This is a genomic window from Arcticibacter eurypsychrophilus, from assembly GCF_001730525.1.
Classification (GTDB): Bacteria; Bacteroidota; Bacteroidia; order Sphingobacteriales; family Sphingobacteriaceae; genus Arcticibacter; species Arcticibacter eurypsychrophilus.
In genome coordinates, this window is sequence record NZ_MDFN01000002.1 from 170159 (window position 1) to 189121 (window position 18963).

Annotated in this window: 19 protein-coding genes; 11 read left to right on the forward strand and 8 right to left on the reverse strand. The window is 38.8% G+C overall.

Features of this window, described 5'->3' with window-relative positions; all coding sequences use genetic code 11:
- Nucleotides 1-7 precede the first annotated feature (7 nt).
- Nucleotides 8-160: a hypothetical protein gene (locus BFL47_RS19975; protein WP_211480912.1), complete on the forward strand. Its 153-nt coding sequence runs from the start codon at nucleotides 8-10 to the stop codon at nucleotides 158-160.
- On the opposite strand, the gene BFL47_RS02335 is transcribed toward BFL47_RS19975, so the two are convergent.
- The 3 genes from BFL47_RS02335 to leuS all read right to left on the reverse strand — a co-directional run bounded on the left by BFL47_RS02335 (nucleotide 157) and on the right by leuS (nucleotide 4730).
- Nucleotides 157-651 carry a substrate-binding domain-containing protein gene (locus tag BFL47_RS02335; protein ID WP_069658182.1) on the reverse strand — a complete coding sequence of 165 codons (495 nt, stop codon included), beginning with the start codon at nucleotides 649-651 and terminating at the stop codon, nucleotides 157-159. The two genes, BFL47_RS19975 and BFL47_RS02335, sit on opposite strands and share 4 nt — an antisense overlap.
- A 32-nt stretch (nucleotides 652-683) precedes the next feature.
- Complete coding sequence (locus tag BFL47_RS02340) at nucleotides 684-1754, reverse strand: outer membrane beta-barrel family protein (protein ID WP_069658183.1); 1071 nt, start codon at nucleotides 1752-1754, stop codon at nucleotides 684-686.
- Nucleotides 1755-1934: 180 nt separating this feature from the next.
- Entirely contained in the window at nucleotides 1935-4730 is a 2796-nt protein-coding gene (leuS, locus tag BFL47_RS02345; protein WP_069658184.1) for a leucine--tRNA ligase, read from the reverse strand.
- A gap of 112 nt (nucleotides 4731-4842) precedes the next feature.
- Between leuS and BFL47_RS02350 the strand changes: the two genes are divergently transcribed.
- From BFL47_RS02350 to BFL47_RS02375, 6 genes are read left to right on the forward strand one after another with little or no spacing between them, the layout of a single operon-like run.
- On the forward strand, nucleotides 4843-5721 hold the full coding sequence (locus BFL47_RS02350) for a cell division protein FtsX (RefSeq protein ID WP_069658217.1): 879 nt from the start codon (nucleotides 4843-4845) through the stop codon (nucleotides 5719-5721).
- A complete protein-coding gene (locus BFL47_RS02355; protein WP_069658185.1) occupies nucleotides 5721-5951 on the forward strand; it encodes a DUF3098 domain-containing protein in 231 nt (76 codons plus the stop codon). The genes BFL47_RS02350 and BFL47_RS02355 overlap by 1 nt, the downstream gene beginning before the upstream one ends.
- 6 nt (nucleotides 5952-5957) lie before the next feature.
- Nucleotides 5958-6752: an undecaprenyl-diphosphate phosphatase gene (locus tag BFL47_RS02360; RefSeq protein ID WP_069658186.1), complete on the forward strand. Its 795-nt coding sequence runs from the start codon at nucleotides 5958-5960 to the stop codon at nucleotides 6750-6752.
- Nucleotides 6752-7480: a tRNA pseudouridine(55) synthase TruB gene (truB, locus tag BFL47_RS02365; RefSeq protein ID WP_069658187.1), complete on the forward strand. Its 729-nt coding sequence runs from the start codon at nucleotides 6752-6754 to the stop codon at nucleotides 7478-7480. The genes BFL47_RS02360 and truB overlap by 1 nt, the downstream gene beginning before the upstream one ends.
- Nucleotides 7467-8399, forward strand: a complete 933-nt coding sequence (locus BFL47_RS02370) for a bifunctional riboflavin kinase/FAD synthetase (protein WP_069658188.1) — start codon at nucleotides 7467-7469, stop codon at nucleotides 8397-8399. Before truB ends, BFL47_RS02370 begins: the two co-directional genes overlap by 14 nt.
- A gap of 14 nt (nucleotides 8400-8413) precedes the next feature.
- A complete protein-coding gene (locus BFL47_RS02375) occupies nucleotides 8414-9448 on the forward strand; it encodes a DUF2157 domain-containing protein (RefSeq protein WP_069658189.1) in 1035 nt (344 codons plus the stop codon).
- 2 nt (nucleotides 9449-9450) lie between these two features.
- Here BFL47_RS02375 and BFL47_RS02380 read toward each other — a convergent pair whose 3' ends face one another.
- From BFL47_RS02380 to uvrA, 4 genes are read right to left on the reverse strand one after another with little or no spacing between them, the layout of a single operon-like run.
- A complete protein-coding gene (locus tag BFL47_RS02380; RefSeq protein ID WP_069658190.1) occupies nucleotides 9451-9867 on the reverse strand; it encodes an OsmC family protein in 417 nt (138 codons plus the stop codon).
- A 4-nt stretch (nucleotides 9868-9871) separates the two neighbouring features.
- Nucleotides 9872-11059 (reverse strand): trans-sulfuration enzyme family protein, encoded by a 1188-nt coding sequence (locus BFL47_RS02385; protein ID WP_394332401.1) that lies wholly within the window; start codon nucleotides 11057-11059, stop codon nucleotides 9872-9874.
- Nucleotides 11059-12021: a sulfite exporter TauE/SafE family protein gene (locus tag BFL47_RS02390; protein ID WP_083256952.1), complete on the reverse strand. Its 963-nt coding sequence runs from the start codon at nucleotides 12019-12021 to the stop codon at nucleotides 11059-11061. Before BFL47_RS02390 ends, BFL47_RS02385 begins: the two co-directional genes overlap by 1 nt.
- Nucleotides 12022-12075: 54 nt before the next feature.
- A complete protein-coding gene (gene uvrA, locus BFL47_RS02395) occupies nucleotides 12076-14877 on the reverse strand; it encodes an excinuclease ABC subunit UvrA (RefSeq protein WP_069658191.1) in 2802 nt (933 codons plus the stop codon).
- Nucleotides 14878-15206: 329 nt separating this feature from the next.
- Here uvrA and BFL47_RS02400 point away from each other — a divergent pair, with 329 nt between their 5' ends.
- From BFL47_RS02400 to recA, 4 genes are all read left to right on the forward strand, one after another.
- Complete coding sequence (locus tag BFL47_RS02400; protein WP_069658192.1) at nucleotides 15207-15794, forward strand: RNA polymerase sigma factor; 588 nt, start codon at nucleotides 15207-15209, stop codon at nucleotides 15792-15794.
- A 79-nt stretch (nucleotides 15795-15873) separates the two neighbouring features.
- Complete coding sequence (locus BFL47_RS02405; protein WP_139125731.1) at nucleotides 15874-16068, forward strand: hypothetical protein; 195 nt, start codon at nucleotides 15874-15876, stop codon at nucleotides 16066-16068.
- 24 nt (nucleotides 16069-16092) lie between these two features.
- Complete coding sequence (gene nth, locus BFL47_RS02410) at nucleotides 16093-16752, forward strand: endonuclease III (protein WP_069658194.1); 660 nt, start codon at nucleotides 16093-16095, stop codon at nucleotides 16750-16752.
- Between the two features lie 152 nt (nucleotides 16753-16904).
- Nucleotides 16905-17903, forward strand: a complete 999-nt coding sequence (recA, locus tag BFL47_RS02415; protein ID WP_069658195.1) for a recombinase RecA — start codon at nucleotides 16905-16907, stop codon at nucleotides 17901-17903.
- Between the two features lie 91 nt (nucleotides 17904-17994).
- On the opposite strand, the gene BFL47_RS02420 is transcribed toward recA, so the two are convergent.
- Nucleotides 17995-18882 carry a FimB/Mfa2 family fimbrial subunit gene (locus BFL47_RS02420; protein ID WP_139125732.1) on the reverse strand — a complete coding sequence of 296 codons (888 nt, stop codon included), beginning with the start codon at nucleotides 18880-18882 and terminating at the stop codon, nucleotides 17995-17997.
- Nucleotides 18883-18963 lie beyond the last annotated feature (81 nt).

An 18963-nucleotide genomic window follows, 5' to 3' on the forward strand; every position in this document is an offset into this window, starting at 1 on the left:
GCAGCGCATGGTTTATGGTAATCCAGAGCAGGTAAAAGCTAAATTAACTGCGCTGGCTGACCGTTATAAGGTGAATGAAATTATGGCGGCTACCATAACCTATGATTTTAAAGACCGGATTCACTCCTATGAGTTACTGGCTAAAGAGTTTGGACTTTAGAGTCCAAACTTAACCCAACCCTGACCTTCGTATCCGAAGGTAAACTGCTTTGAATTCAGTATTTCAGCAATCATTTCTATTGTATCAACCACGCCGTTTTCAGACCCATTGAAGTAGCGTGATGCATCTGCGATGTACAGGTTTCCGTTTTTAATGGCATCCAGCTCATTGCAGCCGGGAAGATCAAGCAGCAGGTTGATTTGGCTGAGCGTTTGTTCAATGGTATGTCCTTTTAGGGCCACAATAATGTAAGCGGGATTGGAACCCGTTAAATCCGTTTGCTCTACAGGGGTCCCACCGGCAATACGGATTAACTCAGGCATCCAGTTACCTGCTAACTGCATGGGATCGAGATTCTCCAGGCAAGCCACTGTAGGTTTCAGCTCAACAAACATCAATTTATGTCTCACTATATCAATACGATCCTGGAGTTCTTCCAATTCAGACTCATTTGATGCAGGTAAATACGACAGGATATTTTGCTCAGCCATTAGAAATTAATTTTGTCCAAAGGTACAAAAAATCAATTCCCTGTACCTTGTTGACCTGAATCTTGCTTTAAATCATCGTTATTAACACCTCTTTTCTTTTTGGGCTGTGGGTTAAAATTAGTCTTCCCAAACTGATAACTAAAATTTAAGCCTACGGAACGGAATGGAATACCAAAATCTGATTGCTGAGTAAGCTCTGCACTCTTAATACTCGACTTAAAATGTTTCGTTTCATTGAATGGATCCACTACGTTTATCCCAATCTTCGCTTTCTTGTTTAGGAACTGCCTGTTTAATGATAGCTGCCACATATTAAAGGAAGGATTTCTACCCTGAAAGGTTCTTCGGGGAGAGTTCAATATAAAAAAGGTCTCCGCAATTAAGTTATTAGGCAATGTAAATGAACCACTGACGAATGCTTTATATAAGGCATAGGTTTTCGCTTCACCTGCAAGTTCGGTAAAAGAGCTTCCTGTACTAGGCTTATAGGTAAATATATCAAAATTCCCTCTTAGGGTTGCCCCTTTAAGCGGAACAATAGATCCAAATAAACTGGTGCCAATGGAATTATTGTTCCCGATATTGTCGAAGGTAGTTAGCGTAACCGGCTTTCCTTCATAGGTATCGGGACGGGCAATACTTTCGATGATATCCGTGGTATGGCGGAAATAAACGGAGGTATTGATCATCGACTTTTTAATCATGGTAGAAAAACCAAGCTCCACTGTTTGAGATATTTCAGGAGATAAGTTTGGGTTTCCTTGTCTTTGGAAACGGTCATTGCTTATATCTTTGAAGGGATTTAAGTATTGTAAACTAGGGCGTTGAATTCTTTTACTGTAGCTTAAACGCAAGGTTTGCACTGGAGAGAGGTTCTTTGAGATAGCAAAACTTGGAATAAAGTTGGTATAATTATTCTTTACAGATAATTGCTCAGCGTTTCCTGCACCTGAATTACCATCAATGTTGGTATGCTCCATTCTTCCACCTACTTGCAGACCTACGCTTTTACTTGCCTGAATACTCAATACGGCATAGCCTGATAGAACATCCTGGTTGTACACGTAGGTGTTTGATAATAAAGGGTTAGATAGAAGTTTCATTAATAAATTTTTATTCAACGCTAGAAGTCTGAAAAGGCGATTTTGTTACATGTAAAGAATTGTAACATTTTGCGCACAGTACAGGATGCAAGGCTACATGCGAAACAAATTGGCGGGATTAAAAGGAAGGTCTTAAATACACGAGCTGCTGAGAGAAACCGATTCAGCAGCTCGTGTATATTACACTACAATATTTACGATTCTTCCCTTAACCACAATCACCTTTTTAGGGCTTTTACCCGCTAAGTATTTTTGAACATCAGCGTTTTCTAAAACCAACCGTTCTACATCAGCAGGTTCCAGGGATAGCGAAAATGTCAGGTTCATTCTCATTTTACCATTCACAGAAACCGGATAGGCAAACTCATCCTCTACCAGGTAAGCTGGAACAAATTCGGGGAATTTTGCAAAAGAAAGCGTTCCTTCTGTATTTCCTAATAAGGTCCACAGCTCTTCAGTAATATGCGGGGCATAAGAAGTAAGCACGATAACAAGATCCTGTAAGATGCTCCTTTTATTACATTTGAGATCGGTAAGTTCATTAACGCAGATCATAAAGCTGGAAACGGAGGTATTGAAGGAGAAACGTTCCACATCATCCTCCACCTTACGGATAATTTTATGCAAGGCCTTGAGCTCCGCTTTCGTAGGTTCTGCATCAGATACCTGAAACTCAAACTGATCGTTATGGTACAACTTCCAGTATTTACGCAGAAACTTAAACACACCTTCTATTCCATTGGTATTCCATGGCTTACTTTGTTCAAGCGGGCCGAGGAACATTTCATAAAGTCGAAGTGTATCCGCTCCGTAGCGTTCAATGATGTCATCCGGGTTCACCACATTGAACTTAGACTTAGACATTTTTTCTACCTCTACACCACAACTATATTTCCCGTTTTCAAGGATAAATTCTGCCGTGCTGTATTCTGCTCTGGATGTTTTAAACTTTTCCAGATCGAGCATATCGTTCTCCACAATATTCACGTCAACGTGTAAGGCTTTAGTTTTATACTGCTCTTTTAGTCCATGAGAGACAAAAGTGTCGGTATCCCCACCGTCGTCGTTTAAAACGCGATAAATAAAGTTAGATCTTCCCTGGATCATTCCCTGGTTGATCAGCTTTTTAAAGGGTTCTTCCTCATTTACATAACCAAGATCTTTCAGAAACTTGTTCCAAAAGCGGCTATATAAAAGATGGCCGGTTGCATGTTCAGAGCCTCCAATATATAAATCGACATCTTTCCAGTATTCAATAGCTTGTTTAGGGGCAAAAACAGATTCTTTTCTATCTTCCGGAGAGGCCATATAACGGTACCAATACCAGCTGGATCCTGCCCAACCAGGCATGGTGCTCAATTCATAAGCGTAGGTTCCTTTGTACTTCCAATCTGCTGCTCTTCCTAATGGTGGGTCTCCTGCTTCTGTAGGCAGATATTTATCTATTTCGGGTAATACAAGAGGAAGTTCTGATTCATCGATCAAATAAGGTAATCCGTCTTTAAAATAAACTGGAACCGGCTCTCCCCAATAGCGTTGGCGACCAAAAATGGCATCACGCATCCGGTATTGTACCTTAGCTTTACCGGCATTCAGCTCTTCGAGCTTTTTAACCAGAACGGGTACTGCTTCAGCATAGGTCAGACCATTGATTATATCAGAGTTGATATATAATCCTTCCTTTGTTGGATCGGCTTCTGTTTCTAAATTTTTCTGTCCGTCTATTACCGGGATAATAGGCAGATTATATTGCTTGGCAAAAAGCCAGTCACGCTGATCTCCTGATGGCACAGCCATTACTGCACCGGTTCCATATCCTGCAAGAACATAATCGGCGATCCAAACGGGAATCTTCTCTCCGTTGAGGGGATTTAAAGCGTAGGTTCCAGTGAATGCACCAGATACTGTTTTAATATCTGACATCCTGTCTAGTTCCGACTTCTTCTTCGTTTTCGCTATATAATCATCAATATCAGCTTTCTGTTCTGGAGTGGTAAGGGCAGATACGAGCTCATGTTCCGGGGCAATAACCACGAAACTTACTCCATATAAGGTGTCGGCACGGGTAGTGAATACTTCAATGATCTCTTCCCGGTTCTCTACATTAAACTTAATCGATGCACCGATACTTTTACCAATCCAGTTGCGCTGCATTTCTTTAAGCGGATCGGGCCAATCTACTACATCCAGACCTTTTAAAAGGCGATCGGCATACGCAGTGATGCGCATACTCCATTGCCACATTTTCTTCTGCTCTACAGGATAACCGCCACGTTCGGATAAACCTTCTTTCACCTCATCGTTGGCTAGTACGGTTCCTAATGCCGCGCACCAGTTCACGGTACTTTCTTTAAGGAAAGTTAAACGGTATTTTAAAAGTTCTGTTTGTTGGGTTTGTTCGGACATGTTCGTCCATTCTTCAGCAGTAAACGTATTGATATCTTCGTCGCAGACAGCAAAAACACCTGCACTTCCTTGTGTTTTAAAATGATCCTTTAGTTTTTCAATAGGTTGCGCTTTGTCTAATTCCCTGGAATACCAGGAATTGAACAACTGCATAAAGATCCACTGTGTCCATTTGTAATATTCGGGATCACTGGTACGTACTTCTCTGCTCCAGTCAAATGAAAAACCGATCTGATCGAGCTGACGACGGTAGGTTGCAATGTTATCTACGGTAGTGATAGCAGGATGTTGTCCGGTTTGAATGGCATACTGTTCGGCAGGAAGTCCAAAAGAATCATATCCCATGGGATGCAATACATTGAACCCATGCAATCTTTTAAACCGGGCATAAATATCAGATGCAATGTAACCAAGCGGATGCCCTACATGTAGCCCTGCTCCCGAAGGATAAGGAAACATGTCCAATACATAATATTTGGGTTTATCGGACGCATTATCTACTTTATAAGTTTGATTTTTCGCCCAAAACTGCTGCCACTTATTTTCAATGTCTCTAAACTGGTAATCCATGTGATTTAAATTCTTTGGATTGCGAAAATAGCAAAATTGGTTTACAGTCGTGCGGACAATGCTTCCATACTACCAAACTATTTCCTATTTTCGCATATCTTTAAAAAGTATTATGGAAGAATTTGAGAGCAGCGCTTATTCGAAAAAGACAAAGCCTGTGTACATATCTACAGTAATCAGCATCGCTTTGGTGCTGTTAATGATTGGTCTCCTGGGACTTATACTGGTTCATGCCCGCAACTTGTCTAATTACGTAAAAGAGAATATTGTATTAAATATCATTGTGAATGATGGTGCGAAAGAGGTTGATGTCCTAGCATTACAGAAGCAACTTGATGTTAATCCTTACATTTTAAAAACACAATATGTAAGTAAGGAGCTAGCAGCCAGAAATTTACAGAAGGATCTTGGTGAAGAATTTGTTCAATTTTTAGGATATAATCCCTTGTTGTCATCTATAGATGTTTACATGAAAGCAGATTACGCCAATAACGCGAGCATTGAAAAACTAAGCGGACAATTGTCAAAGAACACACTTGTTAAAGAAGTGATCTATCAGAAATCATTAATCGACATGGTAAATCAAAACCTAAAAGTGATTGGCTTCGTTATTTTAGCATTTGCTGCCATTTTGATGATCATAGCGGTGGCACTTATTAATAATACAATCCGTTTAGTGATCTATTCGCAACGTTTTTTGATCAAAAGCATGCAATTAGTTGGGGCGACAAAAGGATTTATACGCAAACCTTTTATTGGATATGGTCTTTTACATGGGTTTATAGGAGGTCTGATTGCAGTCATTCTTCTTCTTTTAGCGCTCTATGTGGCGCAGCAACAAATACCGGAACTCATCATCCTGACAAACTGGTTTGAGTTTGGCATTGTATTCCTAATCGTTATTGGTGCGGGGATGTTAATATCAACAATGAGTACCTGGTTTGCAGTGAGCAAATATTTGGGTTTAAAAATTTACGATCTTTATAAATAATGGCAAAGAAAACTATACTGGAAACTTCAGAAAACAAACAGGCACAGTTTATTTTCGACAAAAATAATTACCGTCTGCTCATTCTGAGCATTGTTGTAGTAGCATTTGGCTTTCTACTGATGAGCGGTACTACTGATATATACGACTTTCGTAAAATAGTTGTAGCCCCTATCGTTGTGATTATCGGTTTTGTAATCGGCTTTTTTGCCATTCTGAAAAAGCGTAAATAATCACAGATGAAACTTATTGAAGCAATCATACTGGCTGTCATAGAGGGCCTGACGGAGTTTTTGCCTGTATCTTCCACAGGGCACATGATCATCGGTTCTTCGTTAATGGGAATTGAACAGGATGAATTTGTTAAATTATTCACCATTGTGATTCAATTGGGAACCATTTTATCTGTAATCGTACTCTATTTTAAAAGGTTCTTTCAAAGCTTCGACTTTTACTTTAAACTTATCGTAGCTTTTATACCGGCTGTCATTTTCGGCTTGTTGCTGAGTGACACCATTGATAAATTGCTTGAAAGTCCGATGACTGTAGCCATATCTCTGGTACTTGGAGGTGTAATTTTGCTATTTGCTGATAAATGGTTTAATAACCCTACAATTGAATCTTCAAATGATATAAGCTATGGTACAGCTTTAAAGATCGGTTTATTCCAATGTCTGGCTATGATTCCGGGAGTTTCCCGTTCAGGCGCAAGCATTGTGGGAGGTATGACTCAGAAATTATCACGGAAGGCGGCTGCTGAATTTTCTTTTTTTCTTGCCGTACCGACCATGTTTGGTGCTACCGCAAAAAAACTTTACGATTTCTATAAGAGCGGTTATCATCTCAGTTCGGAAGAAGTTAACCTTCTTCTTGTTGGGAATATCATTGGATTTATTGTCGCAATCATCGCCATTAAAAGCTTTATTGGGTTTGTTACCAAACATGGTTTTCGAGCATTTGGATGGTATCGGATTGTAGTTGGCGGGATTATTGTAATTTTGCTACTCGCAGGTATCGACCTGCAGGTGATGTAATGGATATAATAGAAGAAAGAAAAACTGAATTCCCTGCCTTCAACTTTATTGATGGTGAGTTACTCCTGGTGAATAAACCTTATCGCTGGACCAGTTTTGATGTGGTCAGTAAAATCAGGAATTCGTTAAAACCACTGAAATTGAAAGTTGGTCATGCAGGTACATTAGATCCATTGGCAACCGGTTTACTCATCATCTGTACCGGAAAACTGACCAAGAAGATTGACGACTATCAGGCTCAGGAAAAAGAATACACTGGCACGATGGTGCTGGGCGCTACTACCCCATCTTATGATCTGGAAACAGAAGTAAACGAAACTTTTGCTATTGACGCAATAACAGAAACGGACATTTACCTGACTTGCCAGTCTTTCATTGGCGAAATAGCTCAATTTCCACCTGCATTTTCAGCATTAAAAGTGGATGGAGAACGGGTTTACAATAAAGCAAGAAGAGGCGAAACTGTAGAACTTAAGGCACGGGAGATTACCATTACTTCTTTTGAAATTACACGGATCGAATTGCCCGAAGTAGACTTTAAGGTGGTTTGCAGTAAAGGAACGTATATCAGGTCGCTGGTGTACGATTTCGGCAGAAAATTGAATAATGGAGCCTATTTATCCAGACTAAGAAGAACAAGAAGCGGGGATTTCTGTATTGAAAAAGCATTTGAAGTAATGGAGCTTTCCGGACATATCAAAAGCCTGAGAGAGCATGAAAGTCTATAAACATATTGATGAGTTTGTAAAGCTTGAAAACGCTATTGTTACCATCGGGACATTTGATGGTGTTCATTTAGGACATCGTAAAATCATTTCCAGATTGGTGGAAGAAGCAAAACGTCTGGATGGCGAAAGTGTAATTCTTACTTTTTTCCCTCATCCTCGAATGATTCTTCATCCTGAAGATCAAAGTTTAAAGTTGATCACTACGATTGATGAAAAGATAGATCAGATGAAAAAATTGGGTGTAGACCACCTGATTATCACTCCCTTTACACGAGATTTTTCTAATCTGTCGCCCGACGAATACATTAAGCAGATCCTGGTAGATAAGATCGGAACCAAAAAAATTATTATTGGATATGATCATCATTTTGGAAAAGACCGTCAGGGCAATTTTTTAAAACTGGAAGAATGTGCAGCCATCTATCATTTTAAGGTTGAGGAAATTCTGGAACAGGATATTCATGATGTTGCGGTAAGTTCGACAAAAGTACGACAAGCACTTACAGCAGGAGATGTAAAAACGGCAGAAGAGTTTTTAGGGTATGCTTTTCAGCTAACCGGTTTGGTTATAAAAGGAGATCAGATAGGCAGAACCATAGGATTTCCTACTGCCAACTTATATGTGGAAGAAACCTATAAATTGATCCCTGCCGATGGAATCTACGCTGTTTTAATTGAATTTCCTAAGGAAGGCGTAATACTTCAGGGAATGGGATATATTGGCACCAGGCCCACTATAAATGGCATGAGTCGCAATATAGAAGTAAATATCTTTGACTTTAATAAAGACATCTATGGGAAGATGATCCGAATTCATTTTTCACACTTTATTCGGGGAGATTTAAAGTTTCATTCGCTGCAGAAACTGACTGAGCAGATCAAACAGGATCAGATCACCGCTCTTCAATTATTAAATTAGTTTTTTTATTGGATATGAATAACCTTAATGTTGATAAACAGGAGGCTCAATTCCTTGATGAAACCATCAGCTATTGGGAAAAAGAGGGCCTGATTGATCAGGATAAAGCAGCTGGCTTAAGATCATCTTATGACGTTAAACAATTTGATTGGCGCCGACTGGCTCAATACTCTTTCTGGATTGCGCTGGCTTGCGGACTGATTGCTGTGGCTTCCCTGGTTATCAATGATGCCATTATCAACCTCTTACAAAATCTTTACAATACTCCTGATGTATTAATTAGTGCTATAGCGGCAGGAATAGCCGCATGGATGTATTACTATGGGCAAAGGCAAAAAAGAAAGTTTCCGGAACGTTTGTTCAGCAATGAAGCCACCTTGTTTTCGGGTGTACTTTTTACGGCCATCAGTATTGCATTTTTAGGGAAGGCACTGGACAATGGTTCGGGCCATTTTTCTACTTTATTTTTACTCTCCGTTTTTATATATGGAATTCTTGCTTTAAAGTTTCAATCTAAGCTAATCTGGGCCTTTGCACTAATTTCGTTAGGGAGTTGGTTTGGAACAGAAACTGGGTATCAGACCAATTGGAGCAATTATTTCCTGGGACTTAACTACCCACTTCGCTTTGTTGTTTTTGGTGCGGTGCTTACTGCGGTAGGGCTAATATTGGAAAAACTAAAAAAGCTGGATGGGTTTAATACATTGACGTATATAATGGGCTTGTTCTATTTTTTCATCTCTTTATGGATTCTCTCGATCTTTGGAAATCTGGGCACTATTGAAGATTGGTTAAAGACGAGTCAGGTTTCGCTGATTTATTGGGGAATATTATCATCAGGTGCAGCACTTTTGGTCATGCTGTATGGATTAAAGCAGAAAGATGAAATAGCCCGTGAATTCGGGATCACCTTTCTGCTGATAAATATCTATACCCGATATTTTGAATATATGTGGGACCGAACTGATAAAGCTATATTCTTTGGAATACTAGCGGTATCCTTTTGGCTTATCGGTCGGAAAGCCGAAAAAATATGGAACCTAAAATAAGGTTATTGGATATTGATGGTATAGCTGATCTTCACTCCACCTGCAGCTAACATATTATGTACTGAACAGTACTTTTTAACTGCTAGTTCTGCTGCTTTTTCCGCTTTTGCCGGATCTATAGTACCTTTTAGGTTAAATGTCATACGGATAGCCGTAAATACCGCTGGTACAGCATCTGTACGGTCAGCCTCTACTGATACAGAGATATCCTGAATATCCTGACGTTGCTTTTTTAGTATTGAAATAAGATCAAAAGAACTGCAAGAGCCTAGCGCCATTAAAATCAGCTCCATTGGACGTACGCCTAAACCCTGACCACCTATTTCCGGTGATCCATCAATATGAACCTTTACAGTAGATGAAGGTGCAACTGCTTCCAGATGCACGGCATCATTTACCCGGTTAATTTCTATCTTCATCGTGTTATTTTGAACGCTCTAAGGCTTGTTTTACATCATTAAGAATATCGTCAATATCTTCTAATCCTACAGAAATACGAATAGACCCTGGATATATTCCTATGGCTTGTCTTTCCTGTTCAGTCAGTTTAGAGTGAGTGGTAGAGGCCGGATGGGTACCTATTGTACGGGAGTCGCCGAGATTTGAAGTAATCAGGATCATTTCGAGTGCATCAAGGAATTTCTTAGCACGGTCAAAGCCTCCTTTAACGATAAAGGTTACAATTCCTCCGCCCTGCTTCATCTGTCTTTTCGCTAATTCGTATTGCGGATGTGAGGGTAAATGCGGATACCGTACCACTTCAATTTCTTCGTGATCATCAAGTAACTGGGCGAGCTTAAGCGCTGAACTGCAATGCCTGTCCATACGAATAGGTAATGTTTCCAGACTCTTTGAAAAGATCCAGGCGTTGAATGCAGACATGGCAGGACCGGTATGCCGGATAAAAAACATCAGTTCTTTAATCAGATCGGCTCTTCCAGCAACTAATCCGCCGAGAACACGACCTTGTCCGTCCATATATTTCGTTGCAGAATGAGATACAAGATCAATGCCATACAGTAGCGGTTTTTGCAGGTAGGGTGTTGCAAAGCAATTATCAACGTTCAGGATGATGTGAGGATATTTCTTCTTTAAACTACCAAGCCATTCCAGATCAACTAGTTCCAGTCCGGGGTTAGAAGGAGTTTCCAAAAAGATCATCTTGGTCTCAGGACGTATTGCGGCTTCCCAAGTTTCAGGTTCCAGTGCATCCACATACGAACTGGTAATTCCCCAGCGAGGTAGGAGCTGTGTAAGCAACTGGTGTGTGGATCCGAAAATAGACCGGCATGCCAGCACATGATCGCCACTTTTAAGTAACCCGGCTAAGGATGCAAAAACAGCAGCCATCCCGGATGAAAAAGCTAAACCAGCTTCTGCTCCTTCGAGCATACATACTTTGTCAATAAATTCTGTTGTGTTCGGATTAGAATAACGGGAATAGATAATTCCTTCTTCTTCGTCAGCAAATACAGCTCTTCCTTGTTCTGCATCATCAAATACAAAGCTTGAAGTAAGATATAACGGAACAGAATGTTCTCTGTTTTGGCTACGTTTAGCCTGGATACGAATTAATTTAGATTGTTCGTTCATTTCGAATTTGTCGATCATTAAAATAAAATTCTGATTAAATCGCTCAGAAATCCAACAATACTTTTTAGAGAAGCCAATATAACGATTATTCCCACAGCTACCATAATGGTCTTAGCTGATATTCGATTGGCCACCCTGGCAGCAATAGGAGATGCAATGGCACTTCCTAACACTAATCCACCTACGGCTTCCCAATGCAATCCCTTGAGCATAGTTACAAAAGTAAGAGAACTCATAAATGCAATAAAAAAGCGGGAAAACTTAACGGCACCGAGAGAGAAACGAGCATTCCGACCTCCTGCAATCAGTGTAGACAGTACAATTGAGCCCCAGCCTCCACCTCCAACAGCATCAATAAATCCGCCAAAGAGGCCTAATGTCCTGATATTTTTTATTTTTTTAGGCGCCACTCCCTTTTTTCTCTTACGGGAGATATCAAATGATTTTTTAAGAATTACGATCCCTAGTATTAAAGTATATAGTGAAATAAAAGGTTTAGTATAGTGACTGTACTGTTCAAGAGAGGATAGCAAATAAGCACCTGTTACGGAACCGATTATACCAGGAACAACAAGTAATCTAAATAATTTCATATTGACATTACCCATTCTGTAATGCATAACTCCTGCGATTCCATTACTTAGAATTTCGGATAAATGCACCGCAGTACTTGCCGATGCGGGAGGGATGCCCATAGCCATACTAAAGGTTGTTGATGTAACTCCATAAGACATGCCTATAGCCCCATCAATCATGGCAAAAATGAATCCTGCTATCAGAAAATAATAAAATGTTGTTGGTATTTCTTCGAAACTCGCTTTGAAAGCAGGGACATAGTGCCATAGTAGAAAAAAACTAATTGCTATGATGGGAAGTGAAAACAGCCAGTACAACCACTTTAAAGAGGTATTTTCTTTAGGAGGACTATCAAGTGTATTTAATTCGTCGGCGAAGTCCCCCTCTTCAGTCTTTAAATTCATTTATGAATGGATCAAATAAGAATTTCAAATATACCAATACTCTATCAAATCTATCTATTTTAAAACACCTTTTAAAAAGGCCCCAGTATACGATCCTTTCACTTCTGCCAAATCTTCTGGTGTGCCCTCAAATACAAGGTTACCACCCCTGTCTCCACCTTCGGGACCGATATCGATAACCCAGTCCGCACACTTAATAACATCCACATTATGTTCAATCACCAGGATCGTATTTCCCTGATTCAGGAGTGCATTGAAGGACTTTAAAAGCTTCTTGATATCATGAAAATGAAGACCTGTAGTAGGTTCATCAAATACAAAAAGCGTACTGCTTCTGTTATTTCCTTTAATGAGAAACGAGGCCAGTTTGATTCGCTGGGCTTCACCACCGGATAATGTATTGGACGACTGACCCAAATGAACATAACCAAGGCCAACGTCCATTAGCGGCTGAAGTTTAGCTGCTAGCTTAGGTTCGTCTTTGAAGAATTCCAATGCCTCTTCAATTGTTAGAGCAAGGATGTCTGAGATATTCTTCTCCTTGTATTCAATATCAAGGATATCTTGTTTGAAACGTTTACCCTGGCAGGCTTCACAAGGCAAAAAGATATCAGCCATGAACTGCATTTCGATTTTAACCTCCCCTTCACCCTGACAAACATCACATCGCCCGCCTTCCACATTGAAGGAAAAAGCAGAGGGTTTTAAACCTGTAGCTTTAGCTGCTGACTGAGATGCAAATAAATTTCGGATATCATCGTATGCCTTGACATAAGTCACTGGATTTGAACGGGAAGAACGTCCTATAGGGTTTTGATCTACGAGTTCGACATGTTCGATCTTATCAAAACTTCCTTCCAGAGAATCATAGGCACCTGTTTGTTCTCCCGAATAGTTACCGATGACTTTTTGCAATGCTGGTTGAAGTATCCGTTTTACCAATGATGTTTTACCTGATCCGGATACACCTGTTACACAGGTAAATACATTCAAAGGAAATTTTACATCAATACCTTTGAGGTTATTTTCCCTGGCTCCTTTGATTTCGATAAAGTCAGTCCACTTCCTCCTGCTGGTGGGCACTTCTATTTTCTCTTTACCACTTAAATACTTTCCGGTAAGGCTATTTTCGTCTTTGAGTATCTGCTCATAATTGCCAGCAAATACCAGGTTTCCACCATGCGTTCCAGCTTCAGGACCTATATCGATCAGGTAGTCGGCAGCCTTCATCATTTCTTCTTCATGTTCTACCACGAGCACGGTATTGCCAACATCTCTCAGGGACTTCAGCACACCAATAAGGCGATGAGTATCCCTGGGATGAAGTCCTATGCTGGGTTCATCTAGAACGTAGACAGAACCAACCAGGGAACTTCCTAAAGAGGTGGCCAAATTGATCCGTTGGGATTCGCCTCCTGACAATGTATTGGACAAACGATTGAGGGTAAGATAGCCAAGACCCACTTCATTTAAAAAGCTAATACGGCTTGTTATTTCTGCAAGCAAACGTTTAGCGATCGTTGCTTCATTGCCTTCAAGATGCAGTGTATTAAAAAACCCAAGTGCCTCATCTAATGGAATTAATACCAGATCGGTGATTGACTTATCAGCAACTTTAACATAGGTTGCATCTTTGCGGAGTCGGCTTCCCTTACATTCCGGACAGTTTGTTTTTCCTCTGTAACGAGAGAGCATCACGCGATACTGTATTTTATACGACTGTGATTCTAATTCTTTAAAAAAGTCATCAAGACCTTGAAAATATTTATTACCCTTCCAGATTAGTTCACGCTGTTTATCAGTAAGCTGATTAAAGGAGCGATGAACAGGAAAATCAAATTTTAACGCATTTTTAAGAAAGACTTGTAACCAGGTACCCATTTTCTCTCCTCTCCAGGGAGCTATTGCGCCATCATAAATAGACTTTCCTTTATCGGGAATAACCAGATCCTCGTCAATTCCTATTACTTTTCCAAATCCTTCACAACGTTTACAAGCGCCGTAAGGGTTATTAAAGCTAAAGAAGTTGGGTGTAGGATCCTCAAACCGGATCCCATCTAATTCAAAGCGATCGCAAAAGAAATGGAGCACATCCTGATGCTCAATATAACAATCTCCCTTACCTTCAAAAAATGAAGTTTGAATGGAATCGCCCAGACGGCTTAATGTTTCCTCTTCCTGGTTGACGGTTATGCGGTCAATGACAATTTTGACAAGATCACTTGTTGTTAGCTTTTCATTTTTAACAGTTGGATCCTCTAAAATGTCTTCAATTTTAAATAACGCATTATCTTTAAATACCCGCACAAAACCCTTTTGTAGTAATACTGCAAGTTCTTCTTTTAGTGTACGGTTGTTATGGGGATGGAGGGGGCATAAAATCGTGATCTGTTCCCCTTCAGGCAGCTTTGTAATAAAATCAATGACAGAAGTTACAGAATCACGCTTAACTTCCTGACCTGAAATAGGTGAGATCGTTTTACCAACTCTGGAGAACAGCAGTTTTAGGTAGTCGTAAATCTCAGTTGAAGTACCTACTGTAGACCGGGGATTGCTTGAAATAACCTTTTGTTCAATGGCTATCGCAGGCGCAATTCCTTTGATATAATCCACATCTGGCTTGTTCATTCGCCCCATAAATTGACGCGCATAGGAAGAAAGGCTCTCAACATATCGCCGTTGACCTTCAGCGTAAAGGGTATCAAATGCTAAGGAAGATTTACCGGAACCTGATAGCCCGGTAATCACCACTAATTTATTTTTAGGAATATTAACGTCTATATTCTTTAAGTTATGTACCCGGGCACCCTTAATTATTATGTTATTTTTAGGGTCCTGTTCTGATTCAATATTCATGAAACCGATTATCGTTTAAAACACAAAGGTAAGGCTTAATAATTCAACGTTAAATCAGGAATTTAACATAAATTAACAATTTAATTAAAACCGGATATGAATTATGTGCGTATATTTATAAAATAACTAATCGTAAAGCTGATTACATAGAAGCATGTGATTATTAAACTTGTTAGTTACATTATTATTGTTAAATTTCGAATAATATTTATTTATATTTGACATCATTAACTCTGATAAGCGAATAAACACACATAAACAAAGATAATTTGGCAACACTCTACTCTACTATTTAGTATTTATTTAAATCAAAATTAAGAGGGAGTCCTATGAAGCTTCAAGAGAAAAGTGACCAAGAACTTATACATTTGTATATAGAAGGTCAAGAGACGGGTTTGGAAAAATTAGTGAGCAGACACAAATCCAAAATTTACACATCTATTTATATGCTGGTTAAGGACCAGTATTTGGCTGAAGATATTTTTCAAGATACCTTTATCAAGGTAATCAATACGCTTAAAACTGGTAAATATAATGAAGAAGGCAAGTTCCTGCCTTGGGTTTTACGGATTGCACATAACCTGGTAATCGATTATTTCCGTAAAGAAAAACGTACCCCGGTTATTACAAATGGCGATGGCTTCGATATATTCGATGTACTAGGATTCTATGATGAAAGCATTGAGGATCAAATGGTGAGAGAGCAAACGCATCAGGATTTACGTAAAATGATACAGCTTTTACCTTCAGAACAAAAAGAGGTTTTAATTATGCGCCATTACGGCGATATGAGTTTTAAAGAGATTGCAGACATTACAAATGTGAGCATCAATACGGCTTTAGGACGCATGCGCTATGCTTTAAATAATCTTAGGAAAATGTTTGAAACTAAGGAAATGAGCATCAAATTATTTTAATCAAAATAAAGTTTTATTTCCTTAAAATAATTCATCAATCCAAACCGTTAGTTTAAAATAATAACTAATGGTTTGGCTTATGATACAATTTTCTACCCTTTCCTCCGGCTTGTATGCAGCCGATGACTTTGACGACAAAGTGTCTGAAAATCTTGATGAAACAGATCTATTCTTCTATCAGATGATTAAAAAAAATCTAAACAAAGAACTGAAGGACCCTTCCCCTGAATCAATCCTTTTCATAAAAGCATATTCTTTAACGTTAAGAGCTTAAAGCAGTATTTTCTTATTTTTGTACATGCTGAAAAAAGATCGGTTCAAGGCGTTTGTAGAATATTTTTCATCACATCAACCCGAGGCTAAGACAGAACTTCATTATTCAAATCCATACGAACTGCTTGTAGCAGTTATTTTATCGGCACAATGCACTGATAAGCGGATTAATTTGATAACACCTGCACTATTCGAGCGGTTTCCGAACGCTTATGCGCTTTCTATATCCACAACTGATGAGATATACAACTATATCAGAACAGTAAGCTATCCTAATAATAAGGCTAAACACTTGCTCGGTATGGCTCAAATGCTTGTTTCTGATTTTACAGGAGTGATTCCATCTGATATAGAAGAACTACAAAAGCTACCTGGAGTAGGGCGAAAAACAGCTAATGTGATCGCCTCTGTTGTTTATGCCACTCCTGCAATTGCTGTCGACACGCATGTGTTTAGAGTAGCGAATCGTTTAGGCCTTACTAATAAAGCCACTACTCCCCTTGCTGTTGAAAAACAATTAGTTCAGTTTTTACCTAAATATACGCTAGCTATTGCGCATCATTGGCTAATCTTACATGGTAGATATATCTGTGTAGCTAGAAATCCTAAATGTACTATTTGTCCATTGACTTCTTTTTGTAAGTATTACGAGCAAATAAATCGCATTCAACAAAAATTGCCGTAATGTAATTAATTACATGTTATGTGAATTCATTTACAGATACTTGTATGACCATTATATAATCTGAATAGTTATCCTTTTAAGATAACTTATTGATAATATTTTTAGCATTAAAATATTTTATTATCTTTGATACACTATATAAAACTAAATAAATGAGCAACGTAGATAAATTGAAAGCACTTCAGTTAACCCTTGATAAACTTGAAAAGTCTTATGGAAAAGGCACGATAATGAAGCTAGGGGATAAAGCGGTAGAGTCAGTTGAAACCATATCAACTGGTTCAATCGGATTGGATATTGCTTTAGGGATTGGTGGACTTCCTAAAGGCCGTGTTATTGAAATATATGGTCCTGAGTCATCTGGTAAAACAACGTTAGCAATACATGCAATAGCTGAAAGTCAAAAAAAGGGTGGAATTGCTGCCTTTATTGACGCAGAGCATGCATTTGATAAATTTTACGCCCAGAAATTAGGTGTAGATGTGGAGAACTTACTAATTTCACAACCAGACAATGGCGAGCAAGCACTAGAAATAGCAGATAACCTAATAAGATCAGGTGCGATTGACATCATTGTAATTGATTCTGTAGCTGCTTTGGTACCTAAAGCGGAGATAGAAGGTGAAATGGGTGAGTCAAAAATGGGACTACAGGCCCGGTTAATGTCACAGGCTTTAAGAAAACTAACTGGAACCATCTCCAAAACAGGATGTTGCTGCATTTTCATCAATCAGTTGCGTGAGAAGATTGGTGTAATGTTCGGAAATCCAGAAACAACAACAGGTGGCAATGCCCTTAAGTTTTATGCTTCTATACGTTTAGATGTGCGACGTATTTCTCAGATTAAAGATTCTGATGAAGTGTCTGGTAACAGAACTAAAGTTAAAATTGTAAAAAACAAAGTTGCTCCCCCTTTCCGTATTGCCGAATTTGATATTATGTTCGGACTAGGTATTTCAAAAATCGGTGAAATTATAGATCTAGGAGTTGAATATGAAATTATTAAAAAGTCCGGATCTTGGTTTAGCTACAAAGAAACTAAACTAGGACAAGGCAGAGACGCTGTTAAACAATTATTAACAGATAATGTAGAATTAGCTGACGAACTTGAAGCACTAATTAGAGAAGCTGTTTCTGGTGTTACAGCTTAATCAAAAATTAAAATTCTGTATTAGTATAATTTCATGCAGTATAGCATGTCGTTACTAATACAGATTTTTTTATGATTAAAGCGTTTCGTTATTAATAGAGATTAAATGGTATCGGAATCGTATCTACTTCCCATTCATCATTAAGATCCAGTCCAATACCCACCGACATTAAATCAGTCAAATTTGCACCTATAGACCTCATCTTACTCCGTTCTATTTTTATGTTACCAATAGTTTTACTCTTGATGAGAGCACCAGAAGCATCCAATGTAATAACCTGTATGGATAGAACCTGTAAATCATTCATGATATATTTCCCTATACTAAAGTTAGATCGATTTGCGGAGGTCACATCCTTAATAACGGTTGACTTTTCTATTATATTTAAATCAACAGCTTCAGTGGCACACCAAAGATAAGGGGCCTCATTAACAACAGAAAATGAAATTTTTGCTACATTACTAGCAATGGCAGCTACGCTTTTTAATTCCAAGTAACCAACAATTCTTTTTAAGAAGAACTTCTGAATCAAGCCATCGGAGGTAACAGTAATCTCACTTTTATTGAAGAAAATATCACCGCTCCCAGTTATAGCTTTAAACTTTGTAACGGAAAGATTAAGCGGAGTTACTGCAAGCATAATATCTCCAGTACTCGCAGTTAAAACAATTGTGTACTTTCCAACTTTAAGCTGATCAGAAAAGACACCGAAATTGGCAACTGTACTTAATTGTTGGACCTGATGCAAATATTTACCTGTCTCATCAAAAACCATATAATACAAAACGCTTAGTTTATTTAGCGCTGAATCGGCAGTAGAAGAGGTTACTGTCCCTGGACTACCCATATCTATGGCAGGACTCACAATAAGATTAACTTCAACCTGTACAGGATAAAGAATTTCTGGCTTATCAATATTATTTTTATTACATGCAATAAGAAAAAACATCATACTGATTAGAAACAATAACTTTTTCATAATTGTTAAATTGATTAAAACAAATCTTAACATATGAAATCGCAAAGCAAATTTATTTCTTATAAAATGACGAAGATCATT